Source organism: Waterburya agarophytonicola KI4, assembly GCF_020640915.1.
Classification (GTDB): domain Bacteria; phylum Cyanobacteriota; class Cyanobacteriia; order Cyanobacteriales; family Xenococcaceae; genus Waterburya; species Waterburya agarophytonicola.
In genome coordinates, this window is sequence record NZ_JADWDC010000005.1 from 24,919 (window position 1) to 50,760 (window position 25,842).

Below are 25,842 nucleotides of genomic sequence, written 5' to 3' on the forward strand. Positions count from 1 at the left end.
GAAAACGGTAAAGAATTCTAGTAGAAAACACTTGTCTGTTGATAGATAATCCTGAAAATAATACCAGTTCTTGTGGCTATACGAGAGCTGGTATTATTTTTCAACTAAATTAGTCTTAATGAGCTAATTTAATCGACTGCGATCGCTTTCTTCAACTTCCATTAGAAAATATCTTTACGACGTTGAACAATCAAAGCAATAACAGCATAAATTAAGGTATGAGCAATCAAAACGCCCCAGTTTAAGCCCAAATTATCCCAGGTAGGATTGTAAACATCAGAGGCTTTAAAGATGTCGTTAATAATCTCTTGAGTCAAAATTGGATTGGGTTTGGGAGCCATGGCATTGACATCTGCCAAAGAGCCATAAGCTCCAATAGACCAACGACTCAGCATCAACCAAGAAAGCTTGCTAGACCAACCTTCGAGGTTGAATAAGACCCCTGAAAAAATAATTTGAGGAATCATAATTAAAGGAAGAATTCCATTACCTTCATTTTCGGTTTTGACAAATGCAGATAGCATCAAACTCAAGCTAGTACTAGCCAACAAGGTCAAAAATGTAGTGATAAAAAATCCTAGAGACCAAGGTATTAGCTCGGACTCGGGAGCGTCGAATATTAGTAGAACTATGGCTGTAATTAGTAAAGTTTGAGCGAGAGCCAGACCCCCACGAATGAAGAGTTTGGAGGAAAAATAAGGCAGTAATCCTAGATTGAGCAAACGCTCGCGGAAATAAATGGCACTTTCTTTGACTATTTCGCGAATTGAGTTGGATAGTCCAATCCAAATGGCGACACAGCTAAAGATAAACAGCAAGCGTAATGCCAGAGATCCTTGAGTAATGCCTGGTTCTGACAATACACTGAGGGGTTGTTCGTTTTTTAAAGGAAGACCAGTTAATGCAATAGTAATTGGTCCAGCCAAGAGGGTTAAAATCAAACTGGTAGTATCTCGACTAACCAACTTCCAATAACGTTTACACAGCAAAGAAAGTTGGGCGATAGGAGAGATTCCTGTCTTGGTACTGTTGGACTTGGCTCCTTGCTGATTTTCTTTCCCAGGACTGAGGGAGTTTTGAATATAGGATTTATATTCAGGAGAATTGGCAAATTTCTCCGACCAATAGGCAACTCTTTCAGTAATGGCTGCTTTGTCTTTGCCTTTATTTAATTCAATATAGATATCGGCAAAATCGCCAAAATGTTCGCTTTCAAAATTCCCTGCATATCGCTGGAAAAAAGGCAGTGCTTCTGCTGGAGGCCCATAAAAACATAAACTACCTCCTAGTCCCATAAAAGCAATGCGATCGCAAATACCAATGTTATCTGTGGCGTGGGTTACTAAGGCAATAGTTCTACCTCGATCTGCTTGCTCTCGCAATAGCTGCATCATTTCTTTGTCCAAACCAGGATCTAATCCTGAAGTGGGTTCGTCTAAGAAGAATAGCTTAGGATCGGCTAAAAGCTCCACCCCAATACTGACTCGTTTGCGCTGTCCCCCACTCAGCCTAGATACCAGGGTATTGCGGACATGAGATAGTTTAATTTGATCTAAAGTATTGGTGATTACTTTGCTAATGTTTGTATCCGGGGGCAAACGCAATTGACAAGCAGAGCGAAGCACTTCTTCGACAGTTAATTCGCGGTGAATAATATCATCTTGGGGAACATAACCAACCTGAGAGCGATAGATCGGCCAATTTTTGCGGAGATTGTCGCCATTGAGATATACATTACCCGAAGAAATAGGCGCAATACCTAACAAAGCCTTCATCAAGGTAGATTTCCCCGCACCACTACCACCAACAAATGCGACTAATTGTCCTGGCTCTAAAACCAGATATACGTCGTTAAGAATTGTAAATGTATCGCCTTTTTTGTCTTTGACTCGAAAATTCAACTTATGAGCATCGAGACGAATCTGATTGGTAGCATTAGTAAGCTCTAGGGATTCCCCTGTAAAAAGCAATACATAAGGCCCTATTTGAATCGTATCGTCTTTATTGAGGGTACAAGATTTGTCGATGCGATTACCATTAACAAAAGTTCCGTTACTACTACTACTATCCTTTAAGATGTAGCCTCCTTTGCCATCGGGGTTAATCGTAGCGTGGAGACGAGATACGGTAGGCGCGTCCAATTCCATGGAAGAGGTACTGTGGGGGTTGGGGGATCTTCCTAGTTCTACTGGCCAATTTTGCAGTCCTTTGAGGCTCAATTTACGAACGCTGGGAATACTCATTTCGCCCAACTTGGGATTAAAATAGGTCAAAGAAATTTGATAGCGGGGATCTTGACCTATGTGTAGCTGTTCGCCATTTTTGAGGAGATAACCGTCGGTAAGGTTAATCCGAGACTGGTTGAGAAAAATACCGTTACCACTAGCTTTTTGACTGTTGCGATCGCCGTCATAGATCCGAAATCCACTACCTTCTTGTTCGATGGTGGCTTGTTTTCGGGAAACTACATTCCAATCTTGGGGAGTTTGTATATTTGCCCAGTTGGGATCTCGACCCAAACAATTGATACCATCTCTTAAATTTAAGATTTCTTTGCGACCTTGATTATCTAACTCGATGTATGGAGTTGTATTAGCAACTGTTGTTCTGTCGGAATAATTACCAGTCATGTTGCGTTTTATTAGGGTTTATTTTAAGGATTAAATGTAAATTTATCTTTGTATTTTAGAAACTTTATCTTGAAATTTTAATATATGCAATATATGCAATCTTTCGAGATCTAGCCTTTTTTTAACTATTTATGGTTATTTACTACTCCAAGATAAAATGTATCACAGATTAACTACAAAACTTGACCGTTTGGCAACTGTGGAAAAATACTAGCAAAGCTGTGCTTATTTCAAAGATGAAGCTAGATAATCAAAGACTTATAGCTTATAGTCTCTAAACTAGAGGTAAAAAAAACCTCTGGAATAGACTATCGGTGAATTAGCATTGTGTAGTATTTTGGTTAGAGAGTGTGGAGATTATGTCTTCACTTTTGTTATGTATGTTACTTTACGCCCTGCTTAAATACAGTACTTATGTATTCAAGCAGTAACGCCGAACTAACTAATTAAAATTAAAAAACACTATCTTTCATACTTGTTGGGTTTATTAATGCTCCCTCGCCAAGACACAGTTAAAATTTTTTCTACTTTTATTCAATTTGATTACGATCGCTTTAGCAGTTGGGCAACAGATAGTCGTTTACGCCGCAGTATGAAGCAGTGTTTGGCTAAAATACCCAGGGAGAGTTCGGAAAATTTTTGGGCGTTGTATTGGCATCAGATATGGGAGCAACAGCCCAAAAGTCTTGCTCGGGAACACTTGGTAGCCTATTTGCAAGAAATCTGTTTTTGGTCGTCTACCAAGACTATTAATGGCTTCACTAGTACCCAATATACTGTATCAGATTGTTTTCAAGTAGCGATCGCAGGTATTGATAAAGTCCTCAAAGGATTTGATCGTGAGCGGGGATTTAATCTTAAAAGCTATGCTAGTATTACCTTTGGCAATTTGATTCGGGAACTCCTCAGACAAAAAAGAGAAATTGACATCTGTTCTGATTGGTCTTTATTGCGCAAGCTGAGTCAGAAAAGAATGACTGAAGCATTGGCAGGGGCGGGATTAGATCCTGAAGTAGTAGCAAGCTACATCTTAGGGTGGAATTGTCTCAAGACAATATATGTCCCAGAAAGGGCTAGTTCTACGCGAAAATTGCCCAAACCAGAGCCAGAAACCTGGGTTGCAATTACTAATCTCTACAATCAAGAGCGACAAACGAGCCTCGATCAACCAGGGAAAACTGCCACCACCGAAGATTTAGAAAAATGGATGTTAAGCTGCGTCAAAGCTGCTCGCGCCCACCTATTCCCTAATGTTACTTCAATCAACCAACCCAAACCAGGATATGAATCGGGAGAAATAGTTGATTCTTTAGTAGGGGAAGTAGATGATTCCTTATTAACCGATATGATTGCCGATGAGGAAGCCCAACAACGCAGTCAACAGCAAAGTGAGATCGGTCAATTTTTGACTGCTACCATTCAACAACTCAAACCAGAAGAACAAAAATTATTAGAGCTATATTATTCCCTCGGACTAAAACAAGCAGAAATTGCTCAGGAGCTAAATACCCAACAATACACGGTTTCTCGTAAGCTGGCGCGATCGCGAAAAGCCTTGCTCAAAGCTCTCGCAAAATGGACTACAGAAACAATGCATATTTCTCTGACATCGGACATACTCGACAACATAAGCTCATTATTAGAAGAATGGCTGGCTGGGTATTACGACAGCCAAAAATAAAGAAAATCATATATATACCCTTAGGAGTACCCCGATGACTATTACTAACCAAATATTATTTAATCCTACTCAATTAGTTTTAGAACTAGACGAAGCTACTGTTGATCGAGCTTGGCAAACAAGCCAAGTAACTACTGGTAATTCTACTAGCCGTTGGCAAAGATATTTAAACCAACTCGCTTTGGATACTATTTTACCTTGGTTGCAAGCAGAAGAAGATGAAACCGCTAAAGCAGGATTGAATGAGGCTGTTCGAGCTGATATTTGGGAAGTAGTCAACGGTACGATAATTAATCTCAACGATGCAAAAATAGTCTTGATTCCTACAGAAGCAGAAGACTTAAGCGAGTTGCGGGTACCTCAAGAATGGATCGATATTCCAGAATGGAAAGCAGACTATTATTTAGCAGTGCAAGTAAGTATAGATGCTGGTTTTGTTCGGGTATGGGGTTATGCTACTCATCAACAATTAAAAAACAATGGTAATTTTAGCCATAGCGATCGCACTTATAGCTTGAGTGATGATGAATTGATCGCCGATATCAATGTTTTGTGGGTAGCTAGAGAACTATGTCCTGATGAAGTTACTCAAGCAGCAGTCGAACCAATCAACGACCTCGATCCCGATCGCGCAGACAGTCTCATTGAACGATTGGGCAGCCAATCTCAATTATTGCCTAGATTAGCCGTTCCTTTCACAACTTGGGCTACATTAATCAAAAATCCCCAATGGTGCGGTCGTCTGACAGCAAAACGTCGAGGTGAAGCCACTAAAACTCCTGTCTTACAGTGGTTCAAACGAGGGATTGCTAATATGGCTACAGAATTTGGTTGGAGACAGATCGAAATGACTGCCGATACTTTAGGTGCTAGGGGAATCAATATTCCAGAATTAACTAGTAATCTCGTTCCTACGGTGGGTTTCGCCAAACAAATTGCGATCGCCAACCAACCTTACGAACTGAGAGTTTTTCCTTTGGGAGAATCGGGTTCGTGGAGATTTGAATTAGGCTGTCTTACTCCTGGGTGTGTAATCCTGCCTGGAGTTAGGCTAAGACTGTTGACTGAAGATTTGCAGTCTTTTGAAGGAAACGAAGAGGTGGCTACCGAACCAGTACCCTTGCTGTTTATCGAAGTGGATCTAGAAGAGGGAGAATCTTTAGTATGGCAAGCAGAACCTACCCCCGACAACTATCAACAGGAAGTATTGCAATTTTAGATTCTTTCTGGAGTTATATTTGATGATAACAGGCCATTCAGGACTTGAACCTGAAACCTACGCCTTAGAAGGGCGGTGCTCTATCCAATTGAGCTAATGACCCAGATTAGCTAGATAATCATAGCATATTCATACCAAAACTTGTCAAGCTAGGTTTTAACTCAATCACGACCATACTAATAGCTACTACTAAACATCAAAATAGTATCTCATTGCTCCTGTTTCTTCATCATTATCCACATGAGCCAAACCTTGTTTGATGGCTTTATCTAACAGTGGCTGAACTTTTTCTATGGGAAATTCAGTCGATAACATCGCTTGACCTACTGATAAAACATTGTTGTGTTTGGCAGCAGCCTGAAGTAAAGTCAACATGGGATCTACTTCTTTTTTTTCTTGTTTGACTAGAGTTACGCGAGAGCCATTGTTATGGGATTGGACTGTAGCCTCATGCAAAAGATAAATATTTCTTTCTTTAACCATTCCAGGAATCAGAAATAAATCCACAAATTGACCGATACCAAAAAAACCCAGAGTGGCAAAATAAACTAAACCACTGGTGATTTTACCCGAATAAAAACGATGGAGACCATTAAAACCCATCAATCCAAACGCCCATAAAATATATGCCACACCAGGATCGAGTTTTTGCTTCTGCTGGTTCATATTCAAAATTGAGCCAAAATATCTACTATCTTTTTATTATAGACATTTCGCTCTTAGGACTGTCGATTTAATTAACAATTCAACCTAAACTATGATTTTCAATATTTTTTTCTAACTCCCCATAAGGAACGAGCCAAATAACATCATAGGGATGTAGGACTAGGAAAATTTTTTGTTGTTGTACTCTCCAGCCTCTATTACCAATTAGATCGTACCAATAATTATTCTCTGGGCTGCTACCCAGGTAAGAGTTATTTAATGGTAAGCAATCTAAAGGAATTTCTAATTGGCAAGTTTGATTAGAAACATTGGTAATAGTTAAAATATGCTCTTTTCCATCGGGAGCAACTCTTAACACCACAAAACATTGATGAGAAAGATTGAGAATTTGTTGTTTTCCTTGGGGATGAAAAGCCCTCTGTCGCACCCGATTTTCGAGTAATTTCCCTAAAGCTTGAGTGAGTTGAGATAATTTGGAATTGGCTAATTTTAGTTCTTTATCTAAAACAGTTTCCGAAATTACCTGTCGGTTAATATCTCGTTTGGACTTAGTTTTAATTACTGTATCTACATCATTGCTCGTACCAATCAAGCCATGTAAATAAATTCCTGGTACTCCCTTTAAAACTAAAGCGATACTGCGGGAAGCGACAAAACGTTTGATTTGAAGAGCCAGAGGTTCGCTACCACTATCGAGATTTAAAGCACTATACCAAGTAGTATTAATTTCGTAGGGTTCATCTTTACCACCCGCTCCTGTTTTATAGGAAATAAAAGCTCCATGTTCTCTAGCTCTACTAATTAAAAAATCTATATCTTGATTGGTAAGAATATTTTTAACCCCCATCAAGCCGATACCATCGTGGGTATCCAAGATATTGAGATAGGTGCAAGCCTCAGAAGGAAATTCTAAATTACTCGCCCATTTAGCCAAAGCTTCTGTATCTTCGCGATAAAAAGTATGCAAAACTAATGGAGGTAGAGCAAAATTATAAACCATTTGAGCTTCATCATTTCCATTGCCAAAATAAGCAATGTTTTCTTGATGGGGAATATTGGTTTCGGTAATTAAAGATACTCCAGGGGCAACTATGGCAAAAATATCGTGAAATAGTTTAATAGTTTCGTGGGTTTGGGGTAAATTAGCGCAACTCGTACCAGGAATTTGCCATAGATAGGTAACAGCATCGAGACGAATTAAGTCTGCACCCCGACGGACATAAAGTAGAAGGGTTTCAATTACCCACAGCAATACCTTAGGGTTGCAATAGTTGAGATCGATTTGGTCGGCAGAAAAAGTAGTCCAAACCCAAATTGCTCCATTGATACTCTGAAATTTAGTTAAAACATCGCTAGTACGAGGGCGTACTATCAGCTTACGATCTTCGGGAGTAAGTTCGTTAGGATCTAAATATACGGTGGCAATATCTTTATATTCGGGATTGCCACTGAGTAATTTTTGAAAAGCTTTACTCTTGGATGATGTATGGTTGCACACCGCATCAAACATCAGTTTGTAATCATCGCCAATTTTAGCAATATCTTGCCAAGAACCTAATTTGGGATCGACATTTCGAAAGTCAGTTACGGAAAATCCGCGATCGCTTGAATAGGGAAAAAAGGGCAAAATGTGCAGGGTATTGATCGCTTTTTTAAACCCTGGAACTTGTTCGAGAATATGAACTAGGCTAGCTAAGGGAGAAGAGGTTTCACTACGGAGGAGATCCCCGTAAGTAATGAGAATAACATCTTGTTCGGTAAAACGATCGCCTACCTGAATATTTTGTTCTGCGGCAATTCTGGCTGGAGGTTTGTGAGCATAGTAAACTTGCATCACTCTTTCTAGTTCGGGTAAATATTGTTTGGCAGTTTCCTCTCCATAGAGAAAACAGAGACGTTGGAAGATTTTATCTCTGGCTTGGGTAGGAATTTCTAAAGGAGAGCGATCGTAGTCGGGATATTCGTAGTGACGAATTTTTGTCCAATTTTTAAAGTCAGAATTTTGAGCTTGTTCTGAGGGTGTTGGGCTAATTTTCCGAGAAGCAACCATGCTTTTAGTTGTTGTTTTAAATTTTTGCTGATTTTTGGCAATAGACGTAGTTTAACTTGCCTTTAATCAAGATGTAATGGGTTTTATATTATAATCTTCTAAAAAAATTGCACCCTCAAAATCGACCTTATGAGATATATTGTTGTAACAGATTTGGACGGGACATTATTAAACCATAAGACTTACGATTATGCTCCAGCTTTAAATGCCATTGAGGAATTAAATCGACGGGAAATACCGATTATTCTCAACTCAAGTAAAACAAATGCGGAAATTTCCGATCTAAGACGTGAATTAGGCAATCACGAGCCTTTTGTCTGCGAAAATGGCGGAATTATTTGCGGGATTGGAGAGATTGAATATTTAGCAACTCCTAGAGAGGAATTTTTAGATAAACTAGCTGCTATTAAAGAAAAGCTACAGCTTCGGTATGGAAGTTTTTCTGAAGCAACGGTAGATGATGTGGTGGAATGGACGGGATTAGATTCAACCTCCGCAGCTAAAGCAATGCAACGATCTGCTACCGAACCTTTATTCTGGCAAGATAGCGATTCTGCATTAGATAACTTTCGCCGAGAATTAGAGAAATTAAGTTTACAGTGCGTCAAAGGGGGTAGATTCCATCATGTGATGGGTAATTTCAACAAAGCTAGTTGTTTTGACAAATTGAAAGAATATTATGCTCAAGCATGGGGACACCAAGTTAGTCTTTTAGGGCAAGAAGAAGTCGGAATTATTGCCTTGGGCGATAGTCCCAACGATCTGCCGATGTTAGAAAAAGCGAACCATGCCATTGTGATTCCCTCTCCTAAAGGAAACAATTTGAAGCTAAATAATTCTTCTGTTTATTATGCTACTCAAGCAGCACCTCATGGTTGGTCAGAAGGTATTAATGCGTTTTTGAGTGGTTACTAAATAAAAGATATCGAACAACACATCTCAAATAATTTTTTTCAGATATATTTAAGAATATATTTCATTTTAAAGGGTTACGAAATGGCTGATTTCTTTCAAAATGGAGAGATAACAACTCTACACGACCTACACAATCGTTCGATAGAATCTCTAGAAACAGAATTACTCCATATCTCCAAAACCTCTACACCAATGGCATTGGTTTTACCTTGTTTATTTTCTGAGTTAGAAGGTCCTGCATTGGGTAAGATAGTAGACGAACTAGCTCGGGTGAAATATTTAGATCAAATCATTATTGGTTTGGATCGAGCAAATGAGGCACAGTTTGAATATGCCAAGCAATATTTTTCTCGATTGCCCCAAGAACATAAAATTTTGTGGAATGATGGTCCTAGAATGAAGGCCGTCCATGAGTTTTTACAGAAGGAAGAATTAGCCCCTCACGAAAGAGGAAAAGGATTTAACGTCTGGTATTGTATGGGATATTTTCTCGCTAGCGGTAACGCCAAGATTTTGGCACTCCACGATTGCGATATTTTGACCTATGACAAAGGACTGCTTGCTAAATTGCTCTATCCCATTGCCAATCCTTTGTTTGATTTTAAATTCTGCAAGGGTTATTACTATCGACAGGCTGGTAATAAACTAAATGGTCGAGTGATGCGCCTACTGGTAAGTCCTTTAGTACGATCCTTTCAAAAATTATTTGAAGATAGCGATTTTCTCGACTATATTGGTAGTTTTCGCTATCCTCTATCGGGAGAATTCTCGATGGCTGCGGATGTGGTCAATAATGTCCGTATTCCCTATGATTGGGGTTTGGAAATCGGTATTTTAGATGATGTTTATCGTAATTATCACGTTAATAAAATCTGCCAGGTAGATGTTGCTGATGCTTACGATCACAAACATCAGGAACTTTCGATCCAAGATCGGGAGAAAGGTTTGTCGAGAATGTCAATTGATATTTGCAAAGTCTTTTTCCGTAAGATGGCTGCTAACGGTCAAGTCTTTTCTCAAGAAGTTTTTCGGACTATTAAAGCCACTTACTATCGTACTGCCCTAGACTATATCAAACGCTACTATAGCGATGCAGTGATGAATGGACTAACTCTAGATCTCAATAGCGAAGAGAAAGCGGTCGAACTATTTTCCCAATCTATCATTCATGCGGGTAATGCTTTCTTGCAAAATCCTCAATCGCGCCCTGTAATTCCTAGTTGGAACAGAGTTATCAGTGCCGATCCCCATATTTTTCAAAAGATATATGATGCGGTAGAAGCAGATAACAATGGACAATGGACAATGGACAATGAACAATTAGTAGGAGAAGAAGAGAAACTAGCAACTAGCAACTAGTCATAATTTTAATATCGCGACTTTTCATTACTTCGATAAATAATGGGGTAGATAAAGCTTGTTCTACAGGATAGATACCTGGCTGTTTTAGCTTTCCATCTAAGATTAACTGAGCGATCGCCCCCGTTCCCGCCCCTGCTGCGATCGCGGTATTATTATGTGTCATTGTTGCACAATATTTTTTTTCTTTGCCTTCATGCTCTCCGATAATTTCTGCCCGCATCGCCACGCCAATACCGCTAAAGCGATCGGTTATCTTGGTCATGAAGTAACTTACTTGAGAGAAGAATTCAATTCCCTTGGGGCTTGTTACCCAGCGTTCGGGGAATATATGGGCGGTAATCCAAGTTAAGTGATTGTACCAATCAGGAATAGAGCCAAATTTGGTAATTACGGTATCCACAGCAAAGGAATCAGCAAACGTATAGGTTTCGGGCATATCAAACCAATATACCCCCGTTTTACCATAGGGTTGGGGAAATTCTATGATTTCTCTTTCTGTATAGGGTAATATATCTTGCCACTTGCCGTTAATTAATGCCGAGAATTTATTTCTCAATCCGAGAAAAGTCGTTCGCATCACCGTTAAACCAGCACCCCCAGAACCTCCTACTATATAGCTGAGATGGATTTTTTGGGGTCGATCGAACTCCTCTATCCCTTGCTTGACCATGCTATTAGAAATGCCAGGAAATATACCCGTATTTAGAATAGCAGTAACGTTACTGGCGATCGCTTTTTCGTGGTGTTGAATTACTCGTTCGTAAAAGGAACGGTGGTCGCTAACATCAATATAATCTACCCCTGCATCGATACAGGTTTCTAATATGCTCCCGTCTCGATAGTGGAAAGGCCCCGCACAATGTATGACTAAATCTGTATAAGCGATCGCTCGTTCGATTTTTGCTTTGTTTGCTAAATCTAAACTTAAAAAATTAAACTTGGAATCTATTTTTTTTTGGCGATCGCGCGAAGTAACCGTAATTTCTGCATTGGTATGACTGGCAATATCTTGTGCCACACTATTACCAATTCTGCCACATCCCCCTATTACCAGTACTTTTTTAGTCATTTTTTTTGCTAAATTGTCCTTTTTATAACTATAAATTCGATCTAGTTTTAGTTTGATCGATAATTTTTTTGAAGTAAATGAATATTAAGAATCTTTATTGAGAATAAGCAACGAGTTTACAAGGATAGGCGTTCCGCCATAAAATGTTGGGTTATTAAACAACAAATTTTCTTTAGACTGGGAATTGTTGTCAATTTTCTAAAGTGAATTGTTTTGTATTTTTTGTAAGCTATATAGAACAATAATTACAGAGACACTCAAATCATCAACTTAATTGATCGCAATGATATCCTGTTTTTTCTTAATTGACTAAGTATAATAGCTGATTGACAAAGCAATTTTTATAATTACCAATAGCCAACAGATAAATTTCCTCGCTAATACAAGCAAATAATAAAATAAATTTGTAATATTCTGCTCTAAGGTTAGGTTAGGAGTTGATGCTTGCAAAGCATGAAACTAGTTTTGACTAATGAAATAGAAAACATCCTAAGTAAAGTTAGTATGATTTTGTCGAACATAATCTTATGGTTTATCCAATAAATAATGAGAAACTTTTATTTTTTAGTGGTTAATTATAATGCCAGTGAACTAATCACAAGATTATTACAATCTATTACTTTAAGAAAAAGCGATCGCATAATTATTGTTAATAATTCTCCTGAAGATAAAAGCATTTTAGATTTACAAAGTTATTTTGTTAACATACTGGAAGCCGAAGAAAATCTTGGGTTTGGCAAGGCTTGTAACTTAGGATTAAATTGGATTGCGCAACAAAATAATGAGGCTATTGTGTGGTTGATTAATCCTGATGCTTATTTTGAAATACACACTATATCTCCTGTCGATAAAGCGATCATTTTCTTCCAAAAATATAGAGAAATATCGATTTTAGGGACTACTGTTTATAACTCAGAAGGAGAACTAACTTCGGCAGGAGGTACGTTTGCCCCTAACACGGCTGCTTTAACTATTATCGATCGCTTACCAGAAGATTTAGCAGAAGATTATTATCAAACTGATTGGGTAAGCGGTTGTAGTTTATTAATTAATTTGGCTAACTTTGCAGAAGTTCCTCAATTTTGCGATCGCTTTTTCTTATATTACGAAGATCTTGATTTCTGTCTCCGCTACAGCCAACAAGGACACGAAATAGCCGTAACTCATCTATTAAAAGTTATTCACGACACTTCGACCATTACTAACCGCAACATTGTTGAGAAGTATCGTCATATCACTCAGAGTTATTTAATTTATCTTGAAAAATACGGCAGTAAAAAGATCTTCTTTATAACTAATATTCGTATGGCTTTGAATACAGCGAGACTGTTAATTTTAAAACCAAAACAAGGCTTAGGTAAAATATTCGGTATGTATCAATACTGGCTTAATTTTTTTTAGTCAAAATAATATCGAGGTTGATAAATATAGGTTCTATTCCTATACTAGTTAGTCCTGTTTTATAATCGCGATCCAAATCACACTTTCTATTATGAAGTAAAGATAAAGTTAGTCTAATGAAACATGAAGCAGAGACAAAGCATTCAAAACTTTTAAACCATTAACAATATTTTTATAAACTCATGATAGTTCCTAAAAATAGCGATACAAAAGCATCAACAACTGACGATTTAACAATCATTAATGTAGATAGTGATTTTAAAGGAGACTTGGAAAAAGCGATCGCTGCTGCCAAAAGTGGTGATGTAGTTAAACTGGGCAGACGTATATACGATACCGACCAAATTGTAATCGATAAGGATATCACCATTGATGGTCAGCAAGGTTCAATCATCAATGGAGGAGGAACTTCCGAATCAATCTTTTACCTTACTGCTGATGCTAGCGGGACAACTATCCAAGACGTTGAAATAACTAATGGTAACAATGGAATTATAGGAGAAAACGCATCTAACCTAACATTAAAAAATCTGAATATCCATAACATTGGTATTACAGAGTCTATTAGAGATGGGGTAAACAATACAGGAATAGCTCTAAGTCATGCTGAAGGACTTCAGTTATTAAATTCCCAGATACACAATATAGGCAGAAAAGCTGTTGGTCTTATAGATACAAACGGTGGTCTAATTAGTGATGTTTCAATATACGATGTCAATCTAGAAGCAGAACACGCTCAAAGTCATGATGCTGGTGGTATTAAGCTTTTCAATACCAATGATATTACAATACAAGATAGCTACCTTTCTAATATAAACGCTAACTATATCTGGAATGACACCACTAATGGCACAAGGATAGAAAATAATGTCTTAGAAGATGTTGGAGAAGACTTTTTAGCACCAGGCTTTAATCAAAATGTAGATATGTCTGGTATTTCTAACGAAAAAAGCTCTAATTCTACCGTCATAAACAACCAAGGTGATGCTTATGAAGAATTTTTAGCTTTTAAAGCAACGGAATTCTCTACCGAAACGATGACTCTTGAGGGCAATATTTTCTCCGCTTATGAGTTAGGTACAACAGATTATTGGGTAAATGAATCAGCAGAAAAACTTGTTGCACTGACAGAAGATCCCGATAGTGCCAACTACAGTTTGTTTGCTGATGACTATATCGCTCAAGCCAATATTGGTAATTAATCTTATTACTTATTACTTATTACTTATTACTTAAAATCAGTATCCTCCCAAGTAGTAGGTATAATCGGGATTATTAATAGCATCGATAACTTTGCGTTGAGAAAGTATTAAAAAGACAGTCGAACCGATGACTAAACCCAACACTGCCCAATCTGGGGCGATCGCATTAGCAGTAATATAGCCCACAATTAAATTAATAAGCAAACTGGGAAACAAAGAGGCGATCGCATTGGAAGCTAAATTGAGACTGAATAATATTACGGCGTTTAATAATGCCAGGACTAATAATAAGTATCCCAAACATCCAATCCAGCTAAGAAGAGTATTATCGGTAGCCCAAGCTTGAGGAGAAGGAAAGCCAATAGTAAAGGTTACTAATAGAGCAAAAAAACATAAAGTAATTCCTACTAATAGATAATAGTGACGTTTTAAAGATCGAGATAATTGTGCCATGTTTTCATAACTAACTACCTTGGCTTGTTTATACCAATAATTAATCAATTTATATGCTAGATATTCACTTAAAGGTACTGCTAACAAAAAATTCAATAAAGCCAAATCCATCCCCCTTTGATAAGAAGAATCAATGGCAAAAATTAATCCAGAAGTAGCATCAACTGCCCAACCAGCTACAAGGCGATCGGCAAATATAAAGCAAAAATAGATAATACCGTAAGCGAAAAAAGGTGCAAGTAAATAAACAGTTGCACTCAAGCTTGGTAATGGAACATTGAATCCATCAGAGTCATCTTTTTTCCGTTGACTAAACAACAAAAAAATAGTTATAGATAAGACGATCAAAACTATAAAAATTGCTATCATCTGGGCTTCTAAAGCAGCCATTCCCCCTAGAAAACGTAATGCCCAATATAAAAACGTCAACCCAATTAAAGTTAAGGGTGTTCCCCAAATAGATAATAAAGAAAGCATGGATAAAAGCATCCACAAAAGACTAAGGACTAAATAATAACCAGTCCCCAGAATTAAAAAATTATCGGGAAATAAACTGCGATAAAAACCAAACCATAAACTAACTACCGCCAGGAGAAAACTAGTCAACATCCCCCAGCCCAAAAGAGAAATACAAGCGCGTTTGGCTTGTTGAGACAAATTTAATCCTAGATAAAACTCTCCCCGTCGTGCGATCGCTTGAACAAATCCCCCACTAGTAATCAAACTGGCTAAAGTAGCAATAGTAAATAGGGCAGCCAATTGGGGTGGAATGAATTTCCAAGTATCGCTGGCTTTAATATTACCCAGGGCTAAAAGAGATATCAGGGGAATGGCATAGACAAAGCTACGAGAAAACTGTTCGACAAAAGCATAAATTTCCTCGATGGCGATCGCTTGCCAATTCCTGCGGGGTTTAACTTCTGGAATTAGTGCAGGAGGATTATTGTGTTGGTAGATATATTCCCCAAGTTCTAAAGCATCTTTAAAATCAAATTCAGCTTGAATAATGCGATCGGTATAGCCCAAAGATTCTATAATTGCAGTAGCTTGCCAACAATCGACTAGTTTGGGGCTAACTGCTTCTACTTGAGCAATTAATTCAGAAAGGTTTTCTGGATGAGACATTAGTAACTAGGGACAAATACAACTAGACTGTTAATTACTAATTGTTAATTGTTAATGGCTAATTGTCTCTCTAATCAACCGCAATTTCTCGAACCTCTGGCAATTCTTTCCTCTTGGTTAATAACTCCTAAGAAACAAATTAATCTGCCAATCCTTTAGGAAACCCTTTACCAGTCCTAACAGATTGCTCGGTGCGCAACATCAGTTACTTAGAGATTATGAGGTTATTGTTGATTATGATTAAAATGATATTTTCATCAAGCTTAAAGCTCATAGCTTGAAGTTTACCATTATTATATGAAACGTCTCCGTCGACCAATACTAATTACGATCGCATTTATTTTCAGCTTGTGGCTGATTTTTGAAGGTACGGCGCGTTTGTTTGCCGAGATACTTTGGTTTGAAGAAGTTGACTATCTCTCAACATTTATCACTCGTCGTACTAGTCAGTATATTTTATGGTTTGTGGTTAGTAGCGTTTCAGGATTATTTCTTGGGGTTAATCTTTGGTTAGTAAATCGTTGGCAATGGCAATGGTTGTCTAAGGATGCCCTGAAGAAGGGGGAAACGATCGGAAGATCTGATCGTGTTCCACCCGGTGATACCGCTGCCCATAATTGGTACTATTCGGGTATTCCTTATTTACCCCAAGATAATCAGCAATTAATCGCCTCTGGTACTGCACAAAATGTTTTGGGTAAGGAGTTTATTTCCCGACGTTATTCCAAGAAAAAAACCTATTCTCCTCGTTTAAACTTACCCTTCTTACTATTAAGTGCGATCGCTTTATCGGTGTCCATTACCTTAATTTTACTCCGCTATACTGAAATCGGTTTGGCTGTATGGAAGACTAGTTATCAGCTGTCAGAGTTAGCTTTGAGCAGCCAATCTACTTTAAATGGCGTAGAGCTTAATACTTTTTTATGGCGTTATATATATCAAATATCAATCACGGTAATATCGGTCGTATTACTATTATTTAAACCGAGAATTACCATTAAGGCGATCGCTGGTTTAATTAGTCTAGTTTTTGGGTTCATTGCTGCGGGTAACTGGGCAGTAATTTTACGTTTTTTGAATCCTTCTAATTTTGATTCTGTAGATCCACAATTTCAGAAAAATATCAGTTTTTATATTTTCCGCTTGCCCTTTTGGCAATTAATTGAAACTTGGTGTATTGGCTTATCTTGCACTGCTTTAATTGCCTGTACTTTATATTATTTGTTATCGGGAAATAGTTTATCCGAAGGACGTTTTCCTGGCTTTTCTAAAATTCAACTCCGCCATCTTTCCTTTTTGGGTGCTGGAGTTATGGTTAGCATCGCTATTCGACATTGGCTCAATCGCTTTGATTTACTATATGGTTTTCGGGGAGTAGTTTATGGTGCGGGATATACCAATATCACAGTTCAATTGCCCATTGAAGTCTGTTTGACTGTAATATCAATTATCAGCGCATTATGGTTACTATACAAAGGCTTTGTTGGCTATCACAATCGGCAAATACAAAAGCTTAAATTGCAGAGAATCCTCTTTTTGGCTTTGCCTTTTACGGTTTATTTACTAATATTTTCCCTGAGTAACTTTTTTAGTGCTACGGTACAGCGTCTGGCAGTCGAACCTAATGAATTAGTTAAAGAAAAACCTTTTATCGAGCGTAGTATTGCGATGACTCGAAAAGCTTTTAACCTAGATAGTATTGAAGCTAAAACTTTTAATCCCAAAGGAGAATTAACCGCCCAAGATATTAACAATAATAATTCCACGATTAAAAACATCCGTTTGTGGGATACTCGCCCAATCTTACAAACCAATCGTCAATTACAGCAAATTCGTCCTTACTATCAATTCCACGACGCAGACATAGATCGTTATCTGTTAAGTAAAGACGATACGGTTAAAAATGGAGATCGACAACAGGTAATTATTGCAGCGAGGGAATTAGATTATGCTCAAGTGATTAATATTGCTAAAACTTGGGTTAACGAACATTTAATCTATACTCACGGCTATGGTTTTACCCTCTCTCCTGTAAATCGCGTTGCAGACGGGGGCTTGCCCTATTATTACGTCAAAGATATTGGCGAAGGAAGTAAAAAATCAGGCACTCTTACCGTATCTGATGAGACGATTCGCAATAGTATTCCCATTGGTAAACCTCGCATCTATTATGGCGAATTAACTAACCCCTATATCATGACTTCAACCAAAGTAAGGGAGTTGGACTTTCCGAGTGGAGAAGAAAACGTCTATACCGTCTACGATGGACAAGGAGGTATCAAAATTGGTAACTATTTCCGACGGGTATTATTTGCCGAATACCTCAAAGATTGGCAGATGTTGTTTGCCCAAAACTTTACCGCAGATACTAAGCTACTGTTTAGACGAAATATCAAACAACGAATCAAAACGATCGCCCCTTTCCTTAATTACGATCGCGATCCCTATTTAGTAGCAGGCAAAACCAAAAGTCAAAATAATCTCTATTGGATCGTTGATGCCTATACTACTAGCGATCGCTATCCTTATTCCGATCCTGGCAAAAATGATTTTAATTATCTCCGCAACTCTGTCAAAGTGGTAATCGATGCCTACAATGGCAAAGTAGACTTTTATGTTGCCGATGAAGATCCCATCGTACAAACGTGGGAGAAAATCTTTCCCAAACTGTTTAAACCCCTGTCGGCAATGCCGTTAGATTTGCGCCGTCACATCCGCTATCCCGAAGATTTATTTAGCATCCAGTCAGAAAGATTGCTAACTTATCACATGACAGATCCCCAGGTATTTTATAACCGAGAAGATCAGTGGCAAATTCCCAAGGAAATATATGGCACAAAACCCCAAGCAGTAGCCCCCTATTACCTCATTACCAAGTTACCCACCGCCAGGGAAGAAGAATTTATTTTACTACATCCCTATACCCCCGCCAGTCGCCCTAACCTCATTGCCTGGTTGGCAGCTAGATCCGATGGCGCGGAATATGGCAAACTCCTACTCTACAAGTTTCCCAAACAAAAGCTCATTTATGGGCCCAATCAAATCGAAGCCTTAATTAACCAAGATCCCGTAATCTCGCAACAAATATCCCTCTGGAATCGGGAAGGATCGCGAGCAATTCAAGGAAATCTCTTAATTATTCCCATCGAGCAATCATTACTCTATGTAGAGCCTTTATACATCGAAGCAGAACAGAATAGCTTACCTGCTTTAACTAGAGTAATTGTGATTTATGAAAATCAGATTGTGATGGCGGAAACCCTAGAGGAAGGTATTAACGCAATTTTCCAACCCCAAGCAAGTGATTCTAATGCAATTGTTCGCCCAGTAGAAGATGTGACTCAAGAGAATTAATTTTAATACCTATTTACCGAAAAAACTTTCTCTGGATCTTAAAATTGAAAGGATTACCTGCTTTGCCATCTGCCATTTTTAAATTTCGTCGAACTCACGTTTAATAAGTTCTGCCTTTCCAAGCACCGCCTTTACCTTGATAGTATTTGATGGCAGAGTCGATGGTCATGAGAGTATATAAAAAAGCGATCGCGGGTAAACTAAAGACTCTCAAGATTGAAAGGTTGTATAACTTGATGGTAGGAGTATAAGCGATCGCCATTAAGCACCAAGTAGTAATAGCCATTCCCATTAATAGCCAGTTTTGTCTTTGGATGCTAATTATTAAACCGATGGGTGCAATTAGATAGACAAGACACATTCCAATTAATGTGCCAATTAATAATAGCCAGGAATAGTTTAATTGAGTAAAAGCGGTACGGGAGATCGTATCCCAAATAGTTTTTAAGTGATTGTAAGAACGCAAACTAATAGTAGTTTTAGTTAAACCAAGCCAGATGTTTTTATCCTTAGATTTAACAGCTTTGGCTAGAGAACAATCATCAATTAAAGCATCTTTAATCGCTGCAATACCGCCAATTTCTTCTAGAGCTTGGCTGCTAATTAAAATACACCCCCCCGCCGCCGCAGCGATCGCCTTCTGAGGATTGTTGACCCAAGAAAACGGATAGAGTTTTTGAAAGAAAAAGACAAAAGCGGGGATTAATTGTTTTTCCCAAAAGCTTTGACAGCGGAGTAACACCATCAAGGAAACTAAATCTAAATTCTCTGTTTCGGCTTTAGTAACTAAATTTTCTAAGTTATCAGGATCGTGATAGATATCGGCATCAGTGAAGAGAAAATAATCTGGTAAAGGGGTTTGCTTTTGGGCATAATCGATTCCCTGTTGCATTGCCCATAATTTGCCTTTCCAACCTTGTTTTAAAGCTTTACCTGAAATAATTTTAAATTGTTCTGTTTTATTGAATTTATTAGTAGTAGATAGAGCAATTTCTGCCGTGCGATCGCTACTATTGTCATCAACTAGAGCGATCGCAAAATTCCCTGGATATTTTTGATTTAAAAGAGAAGTCAAACTATCTTTTATTACTTCTGCTTCATCTCTAGCAGGAACGATAATCCATACTGTGGGATAAGATTTTAATTCGTTATTATGGCGATCAATATAGCGATCGCACAACCAAAAATCGCCCCAAAATAAGATTAAAAATAGCCAAATAAATAAGGATAAACCGACTAACAATATTACGATCATTTTGATTAATTTAATTATTAATGATTAAAAACATAAGATAACCAAATCATGACTAATGTAACTTTAGATTGAGATGGTTCAGAACATTGCCAAAATGGGAACAATCTAACTGGGTGCTTATCTTATCACTCTTTCTAGGTGACCTAGACTTGATAATAAATCAATGAACTCTAATTATTTATGGTCGATTCAACCCCAATATCGTATTTTAGTTGTCGACGATCAAGAACTCAATCGAGAGTTACTAATACAATTATTAGAGTCGATTGGATTTGAAGTTCAAACCGCTGACAATGGCAAAAAAGCGATCGCAATTTGGCAAGAGTGGCAACCAGACTTGATCTTGATGGATATTAGAATGCCTGTGATGGATGGATATAGTGCCACACAAAAAATTAAAAATAATTCCACTTTTCCAACCAAGATTATTGCTTTAACGGCTAGTGCATTAGAAGAAGAGTGTTCTGTGATTTTGGCAACGGGGTGTGATGATTTTATGCGAAAACCTTTTCAAGCCGACGAACTATTTTCTTTAATGACGAAGCATTTGGGGGTGTGTTATACCTATGCAGAGGCATTTAATTCCACAGAATCATCAGCTTCTTTATTACAGTTAGATAATGACTCTTTGGCGATGATATCTGATGAATTACTTCAAGAGCTACAGCAGTCTATTATGGCAATTGATTTGGATAAAATAAGCAAAATTGTTGATCGCATTAGTCAAGAAAATCAGCTTCTCGCCCAAACAATCAATCGACATATTAATAATTTTGAATACGAACATATTTTAAAACTTATATCTCTAACTTAAATTTTTTGGGAGCTTCAAAGATAATGAGAAATCTAATGGTGGCACAAGATCTTAATAATATTTTGGTAGTAGATGATACTCCCCAAAATTTACATTTATTAGTGGATATTTTAACTAAATATGAGTATAAAGTTAGACCCGTACCCAATGGCAAATTAGCTCTTTCCGCGATTGAAATCAATCCTCCCGATCTGATTTTACTAGATATTATGATGCCCGATTTAGATGGATATCAAGTTTGCAAAGAGTTAAAAAGCAATCCTAAAACTAGAAATATTCCAATTATTTTTATTAGTGCTATTGACGAACCTGTGGATAAAGTTAAGGCTTTTGCTTTGGGAGGAGTTGACTATATTACTAAACCATTTCAGATGCACGAAGTCTTGATAAGAGTTAGGCATCAGCTATCTTTAGTCAATCTCAAAAAGCAACTGAAAGAGAAAAATAAACAGCTAAATGAAACAGTAGATAAACTACATAAAAATCACAAGCAAATAGTAAAATCAAGCCATTCTGTAGTTTTAGAAAAAATTACTTCTGGTATTACTACTCAAGTGAATAGTCCGCTATCAGCTATTAATGATTCTTTGGCTGAACTAAATCAGTTTGGTAAATCTAATCTTAAAAATTTGCCAGATTTTTTGCATCAACTTTCCATAGAACAGCAGAAATATTTTATTGCTTTATTGAAACAATCTCATGATGATAATATTACTATGCTGCTCTCTAAAACAGAAAAGCAACAACTAAAAGATCTCATTCTCAATAAATTAGCAAAATTTGAGTTAGACAATTGTGAGAGAGTAGCGGATATGTTAATAGAACTAGGCTCTGATGAAGAAATAGAAGATTTCTTCCCCCTATTAACATGTAAAAACTATTTAGCAGTTTTAGAAAATGCTTGCCTAATTAAAAATATACATAAAAGTATTGACAATATTACTCAATCTAGCCAACAGTTTAATAAGATAATTACTGACTTAAATAATTATGCTATTTCTCATCAAAGTAGTGCAGAAAAGCGTCAAGCTCATCTTAAAAATACCATAGAAATGGCGTTGAGTTTGGCGAAAAAACAGATCCCCCCAGGGATTCGATTCATGAAAAATTATGGTGATGTTCCTTCTATTTATTGCTATCCAGAAGAACTACAAAAACTTTGGTATCATCTAATTAAGAATGCTATAGATGCTATTGGTTCTTTGGGAATAATAACGATTAATATCCATCGGCAAGATGAAAATTTGCTAGTGGATATTATTGATACGGGAGAAGGTATCGATCCAGAAATAGTTGAGAAGATGTGCGATCCTTTCTTTACTACCAAATCCCCTGGAGAAAACACAGGATTGGGCTTGACTATTGCCAAACAAATTATCGATCGCCATGAGGGAAATATCGCCGTAAACTTATTATCAGGAAGAACAACTCTACCTGGAAAAACAAAATTTACGGTTTCTTTGCCCCTAAGTTTAGAGCTTTAATCGGCGGGCAATAAACATCTAAATAAACATCTATAATAAATTATCTTTGCCAGTAGGAATTAAATTCAAAGTGCGATCTCTTGAAGAATTTTTTTCCGAGGTTATAGTAATAAAATCAGGAGAAGATACTCGTTCGTATCCAGATTCTAGGAAATGGTTCCATATTTGTAGAACCTCAGAATTCTCTAGAGTAGATTCAGTTTTAATCAGATTATTTACATAATCAAAATATTTGTTTTTACTCGTGCTTTTTTGACTAACTCTACGGGGATGAAAGCACAAAAACAGATCTTTTAAAAAATCTCCTAAAGAAGCCTGATTGTTCATTTCTAGTAATTCAGATAGTTTCAGGTTCAATTTTTGGCGATCTGGATCGTTTTCGACGGTATTGGTTTGAATAATATGATCGACGGCAAATTCCATTACTGCATATCTGATGCTATCGGCTTCTCGATTGATTAAATACCAAAAGAAAGGTAGAGCTTTGGGATAATGTTCTTCCAGAAAACTATGATATCCTCGATCCTTTAAAGACAGAGTTTCTTGGTCGGGCATTGGTAGTGCGGGATCGATTTGCGGCTTTTGATAGAGTTTTAAGAGAGAATTATAAATAGCTATGTTATTTTTTTGATAATACTTTAACAATTCATCTCGTACGATAGTATTACCAATTTCAAAGTTGGGTACGACACTGGCTACATCAGCAGGATAAAGCTTGACCAACCCACGATCGCCCATGTCATCGATAAACTGAATTAGCTCGATTACTTTGACTTTTTGATTAATCGTCCTCTCTTCCTCAAGCTGTTTTTTATTCTTTTTTGGCTCACCTCCTTCCATCGTAGGCAAAAGGGAATTTTGATTTTCTGTTTCTTCTGTTTCTAATTGGATCTTTGATAACAGAGTTTGTTTGAATTCTGCAAGATTGTTATAAGAAGACTTGACTACTTCAATTTCCTTTTGACGTTTGATATCGCGGTATCGATCTAGCAATAATTTTATTTCAGCTTCTTCGGCTTTGATTGCATCTAAAATACGCTCTTTTTCTTTAATAGTTTCTAGGTCGATCGCATTCAATTCCGATTGATAATCGCTCAAACTGAGCCTAATTTGCTCTAAATTTAATTCTGTTGATTGTGACATGATTTTCGATATTTTTACTCTATATTGATTCTAGAAAATTAGTATAAAGTATAAAGATTGAATATTTTACAAAATTCAGGCAAGTTAAGAGTAAAGTGTGGTGACATTATCAATAGAATCAATATCTCAAGCAAAACTAGATCGAGCGATCGCCAATTCTCAAAAACATTTACTATCAATTCAAGATAAACAAGGTTATTGGTGGGGAGAATTAGAATCAAATGTAACTATCACGGCTGAAGTTGTTTTGTTACACAAGATTTGGCATACTGATAAAACCAGACCCTTAGATAAAGCTGCCAACTATTTGCGATCGCAACAACAAGAACACGGTGGTTGGGAATTATATTACGGTGATGGAGGAGATCTTTCTACTTCGGTAGAGGCTTATATGGCATTGCGTTTGTTGGGTATACCTGCATCAGATCCAGCCTTAGTTGAAGCCCGAAAATTTATTTTGCAACAAGGTGGTATTAGTAAAACTCGCATCTTTACCAAAATGCACCTAGCATTAATTGCTTGCTATGACTGGAAAGGATTACCTTCTATACCCCCTTGGATTATGCTGCTTCCCGAAGAGTCCCCTTTTACTATTTATGAAATGTCTAGTTGGGCTAGGGGTAGCACCGTACCATTATTAATCGTATTCGATCGCCAACCTATCTTTGAAATTGATACGCCGATCAATTTAGATGAGTTGTATGCAGAAGGAATCAACAATGTCGTTTTTGAATTGCCCCGCAACCACGACTGGACAGATATTTTCTTAGCATTAGATAGTGCTTTTAAATTTGCCCAAGAGTTCAATCTAGTGCCATTTCGCCCTGAGGGTTTGGCTGCTGCGGAAAAATGGGTATTAGAAAGACAAGAAGCAACGGGAGACTGGGGCGGAATCATTCCTGCCATGCTCAACTCTTTGCTATGTCTGCGTACTCTTAATTACGATCTCAACGATCCGATAATTCAAAGAGGTTTAATTGCTGTCGATAATTTTGCCCTAGAAGATGAAACCAGCTATCGCATCCAGCCCTGTATATCTCCTGTATGGGATACTGCTTGGTGTTTGCGGGCTTTGGTAGAGTCGGGGATTAACCCAGACCACCCCAGTCTAGTCAAGGCGGGTAAATGGCTATTAGACAAGCAAATCCTCGACTACGGAGATTGGGCGGTTAAAAATAAAGGAGTGACCCCAGGGGGTTGGGCGTTTGAATTTGACAATCGTTTCTATCCCGATCTAGACGACTCGGCAGTAGTAGTAATGGGTTTATCTCAAGTCACATTACCCGACGAAGCCACCAAACAACAGGCAATTGCGCGTTGTCTAAATTGGATGGCATCGATGCAGTGCAAACCAGGAGGATGGGCAGCTTTCGACCTCGATAACGACCAAGATTGGATTAATCTGATTCCCTATGGCGATCTTAAAGCGATGATCGATCCCAATACTGCCGACGTGACTGCCAGGGTATTAGAAATGCTGGGAGAAGGCAATCTATCGATGGAAGATGGACGAGTACAAAAAGCGATCGCCTATTTGCTCGACGAACAAGAAGCGGATGGCAGTTGGTTTGGTCGTTGGGGAGTAAACTATATCTATGGTACGAGTGGCGTACTTGCTGCCCTTGGCGCGATCTCTCCCAGTCTCTGTCAGTCAGAAATCGAGCGGGGTGCAATGTGGTTGGTAAGCTGCCAAAATCCCGATGGTGGTTGGGGCGAAACCTGTGCTAGTTATAACGATCCTAGTTTAAAAGGTATTGGAGTCAGTACCGCTTCTCAGACAGCCTGGGCGTTGACAGGTATCTTGGCTGCTATGGATTCGATTAAGTTTTCAGGAGAGATCGCCGTTAACCAAGGAATAGAATATTTAATTCAAACTCAAGGGGATGATGGTAAGTGGAATGAAGATTATTTTACGGGTACTGGCTTTCCCTGTCATTTTTATCTCAAGTACCATCTTTATCAGCAATATTTCCCTCTCCAGGCATTAGCTAGATATCAAAAAATGGTTGGTAGTTAATT

General features: G+C 37.8%; 17 protein-coding genes and 1 tRNA gene. 10 read left to right on the forward strand and 8 right to left on the reverse strand.

The window, feature by feature from the left end; all coding sequences use genetic code 11:
• Positions 1-161: 161 nt before the first annotated feature.
• Positions 162-2,630, reverse strand: coding sequence for an ATP-binding cassette domain-containing protein (locus I4641_RS03065; protein ID WP_229638987.1), 2,469 nt, complete (start codon positions 2,628-2,630; stop codon positions 162-164).
• 490 nt (positions 2,631-3,120) lie between these two features.
• Here I4641_RS03065 and I4641_RS03070 point away from each other — a divergent pair, with 490 nt between their 5' ends.
• Both I4641_RS03070 and I4641_RS03075 read left to right on the forward strand, forming a co-directional pair.
• Entirely contained in the window at positions 3,121-4,311 is a 1,191-nt protein-coding gene (locus tag I4641_RS03070; protein WP_229638989.1) for a sigma-70 family RNA polymerase sigma factor, read from the forward strand.
• A gap of 34 nt (positions 4,312-4,345) precedes the next feature.
• Positions 4,346-5,530 (forward strand): DUF1822 family protein, encoded by a 1,185-nt coding sequence (locus tag I4641_RS03075; RefSeq protein ID WP_229638990.1) that lies wholly within the window; start codon positions 4,346-4,348, stop codon positions 5,528-5,530.
• A 29-nt stretch (positions 5,531-5,559) separates the two neighbouring features.
• Here the strand turns inward: I4641_RS03075 and I4641_RS03080 are convergent.
• From I4641_RS03080 to I4641_RS03090, 3 genes are all read right to left on the reverse strand, one after another.
• Positions 5,560-5,633, reverse strand: a tRNA-Arg gene (locus tag I4641_RS03080).
• Between the two features lie 86 nt (positions 5,634-5,719).
• Positions 5,720-6,196 carry an NINE protein gene (locus I4641_RS03085; RefSeq protein WP_229638992.1) on the reverse strand — a complete coding sequence of 159 codons (477 nt, stop codon included), beginning with the start codon at positions 6,194-6,196 and terminating at the stop codon, positions 5,720-5,722.
• 79 nt (positions 6,197-6,275) lie between these two features.
• A complete protein-coding gene (locus I4641_RS03090) occupies positions 6,276-8,246 on the reverse strand; it encodes an alpha-amylase family glycosyl hydrolase (protein ID WP_229638994.1) in 1,971 nt (656 codons plus the stop codon).
• Between the two features lie 129 nt (positions 8,247-8,375).
• Here I4641_RS03090 and I4641_RS03095 point away from each other — a divergent pair, with 129 nt between their 5' ends.
• Together I4641_RS03095 and I4641_RS03100 are read left to right on the forward strand one after the other, a co-directional pair.
• A complete protein-coding gene (locus I4641_RS03095; RefSeq protein WP_229638995.1) occupies positions 8,376-9,161 on the forward strand; it encodes an HAD-IIB family hydrolase in 786 nt (261 codons plus the stop codon).
• An 81-nt stretch (positions 9,162-9,242) separates the two neighbouring features.
• Positions 9,243-10,520: a glycosyltransferase family protein gene (locus tag I4641_RS03100; RefSeq protein WP_229638997.1), complete on the forward strand. Its 1,278-nt coding sequence runs from the start codon at positions 9,243-9,245 to the stop codon at positions 10,518-10,520.
• Here the strand turns inward: I4641_RS03100 and I4641_RS03105 are convergent.
• Positions 10,510-11,592, reverse strand: a complete 1,083-nt coding sequence (locus tag I4641_RS03105) for a saccharopine dehydrogenase family protein (RefSeq protein WP_229638998.1) — start codon at positions 11,590-11,592, stop codon at positions 10,510-10,512. The genes I4641_RS03100 and I4641_RS03105 overlap by 11 nt on opposite strands.
• A gap of 546 nt (positions 11,593-12,138) precedes the next feature.
• On the opposite strand from I4641_RS03105, the gene I4641_RS03110 reads away from it, so the two are divergent.
• On the forward strand, positions 12,139-12,993 hold the full coding sequence (locus I4641_RS03110; RefSeq protein WP_229639000.1) for a glycosyltransferase family 2 protein: 855 nt from the start codon (positions 12,139-12,141) through the stop codon (positions 12,991-12,993).
• A 182-nt stretch (positions 12,994-13,175) separates the two neighbouring features.
• Positions 13,176-14,195 (forward strand): right-handed parallel beta-helix repeat-containing protein, encoded by a 1,020-nt coding sequence (locus tag I4641_RS03115; RefSeq protein WP_229639002.1) that lies wholly within the window; start codon positions 13,176-13,178, stop codon positions 14,193-14,195.
• A gap of 36 nt (positions 14,196-14,231) precedes the next feature.
• Here the strand turns inward: I4641_RS03115 and I4641_RS03120 are convergent, their stop codons facing one another.
• Positions 14,232-15,773 (reverse strand): hypothetical protein, encoded by a 1,542-nt coding sequence (locus tag I4641_RS03120; protein ID WP_229639003.1) that lies wholly within the window; start codon positions 15,771-15,773, stop codon positions 14,232-14,234.
• Positions 15,774-16,070: 297 nt separating this feature from the next.
• Here I4641_RS03120 and I4641_RS03125 point away from each other — a divergent pair, with 297 nt between their 5' ends.
• Positions 16,071-19,127 carry a UPF0182 family protein gene (locus I4641_RS03125; RefSeq protein ID WP_229639004.1) on the forward strand — a complete coding sequence of 1,019 codons (3,057 nt, stop codon included), beginning with the start codon at positions 16,071-16,073 and terminating at the stop codon, positions 19,125-19,127.
• A 100-nt stretch (positions 19,128-19,227) separates the two neighbouring features.
• On the opposite strand, the gene I4641_RS03130 is transcribed toward I4641_RS03125, so the two are convergent.
• On the reverse strand, positions 19,228-20,382 hold the full coding sequence (locus I4641_RS03130; RefSeq protein ID WP_229639005.1) for a glycosyltransferase: 1,155 nt from the start codon (positions 20,380-20,382) through the stop codon (positions 19,228-19,230).
• A 163-nt stretch (positions 20,383-20,545) separates the two neighbouring features.
• Here I4641_RS03130 and I4641_RS03135 point away from each other — a divergent pair, with 163 nt between their 5' ends.
• Positions 20,546-21,196, forward strand: a complete 651-nt coding sequence (locus I4641_RS03135; RefSeq protein ID WP_229639006.1) for a response regulator — start codon at positions 20,546-20,548, stop codon at positions 21,194-21,196.
• A gap of 23 nt (positions 21,197-21,219) precedes the next feature.
• A complete protein-coding gene (locus tag I4641_RS03140; protein WP_229639007.1) occupies positions 21,220-22,680 on the forward strand; it encodes a response regulator in 1,461 nt (486 codons plus the stop codon).
• A gap of 30 nt (positions 22,681-22,710) precedes the next feature.
• Here I4641_RS03140 and I4641_RS03145 read toward each other — a convergent pair whose 3' ends face one another.
• Positions 22,711-23,823, reverse strand: a complete 1,113-nt coding sequence (locus I4641_RS03145; protein WP_229639008.1) for a hypothetical protein — start codon at positions 23,821-23,823, stop codon at positions 22,711-22,713.
• 100 nt (positions 23,824-23,923) lie between these two features.
• Between I4641_RS03145 and shc the strand changes: the two genes are divergently transcribed.
• Entirely contained in the window at positions 23,924-25,840 is a 1,917-nt protein-coding gene (gene shc / locus I4641_RS03150) for a squalene--hopene cyclase (RefSeq protein WP_229639009.1), read from the forward strand.
• Positions 25,841-25,842 lie beyond the last annotated feature (2 nt).

Coding starts and splice junctions, on each gene's coding strand:
- I4641_RS03065 (WP_229638987.1), bottom strand. CDS start 2,630: ATGACTGGTAATTATTCCGACAGAACAACAGTTGCTAATACAACTCCA.
- I4641_RS03070 (WP_229638989.1), top strand. CDS start 3,121: ATGCTCCCTCGCCAAGACACAGTTAAAATTTTTTCTACTTTTATTCAA.
- I4641_RS03075 (WP_229638990.1), top strand. CDS start 4,346: ATGACTATTACTAACCAAATATTATTTAATCCTACTCAATTAGTTTTA.
- I4641_RS03085 (WP_229638992.1), bottom strand. CDS start 6,196: ATGAACCAGCAGAAGCAAAAACTCGATCCTGGTGTGGCATATATTTTA.
- I4641_RS03090 (WP_229638994.1), bottom strand. CDS start 8,246: ATGGTTGCTTCTCGGAAAATTAGCCCAACACCCTCAGAACAAGCTCAA.
- I4641_RS03095 (WP_229638995.1), top strand. CDS start 8,376: ATGAGATATATTGTTGTAACAGATTTGGACGGGACATTATTAAACCAT.
- I4641_RS03100 (WP_229638997.1), top strand. CDS start 9,243: ATGGCTGATTTCTTTCAAAATGGAGAGATAACAACTCTACACGACCTA.
- I4641_RS03105 (WP_229638998.1), bottom strand. CDS start 11,592: ATGACTAAAAAAGTACTGGTAATAGGGGGATGTGGCAGAATTGGTAAT.
- I4641_RS03110 (WP_229639000.1), top strand. CDS start 12,139: ATGAGAAACTTTTATTTTTTAGTGGTTAATTATAATGCCAGTGAACTA.
- I4641_RS03115 (WP_229639002.1), top strand. CDS start 13,176: ATGATAGTTCCTAAAAATAGCGATACAAAAGCATCAACAACTGACGAT.
- I4641_RS03120 (WP_229639003.1), bottom strand. CDS start 15,773: ATGTCTCATCCAGAAAACCTTTCTGAATTAATTGCTCAAGTAGAAGCA.
- I4641_RS03125 (WP_229639004.1), top strand. CDS start 16,071: ATGAAACGTCTCCGTCGACCAATACTAATTACGATCGCATTTATTTTC.
- I4641_RS03130 (WP_229639005.1), bottom strand. CDS start 20,382: ATGATCGTAATATTGTTAGTCGGTTTATCCTTATTTATTTGGCTATTT.
- I4641_RS03135 (WP_229639006.1), top strand. CDS start 20,546: ATGAACTCTAATTATTTATGGTCGATTCAACCCCAATATCGTATTTTA.
- I4641_RS03140 (WP_229639007.1), top strand. CDS start 21,220: ATGAGAAATCTAATGGTGGCACAAGATCTTAATAATATTTTGGTAGTA.
- I4641_RS03145 (WP_229639008.1), bottom strand. CDS start 23,823: ATGTCACAATCAACAGAATTAAATTTAGAGCAAATTAGGCTCAGTTTG.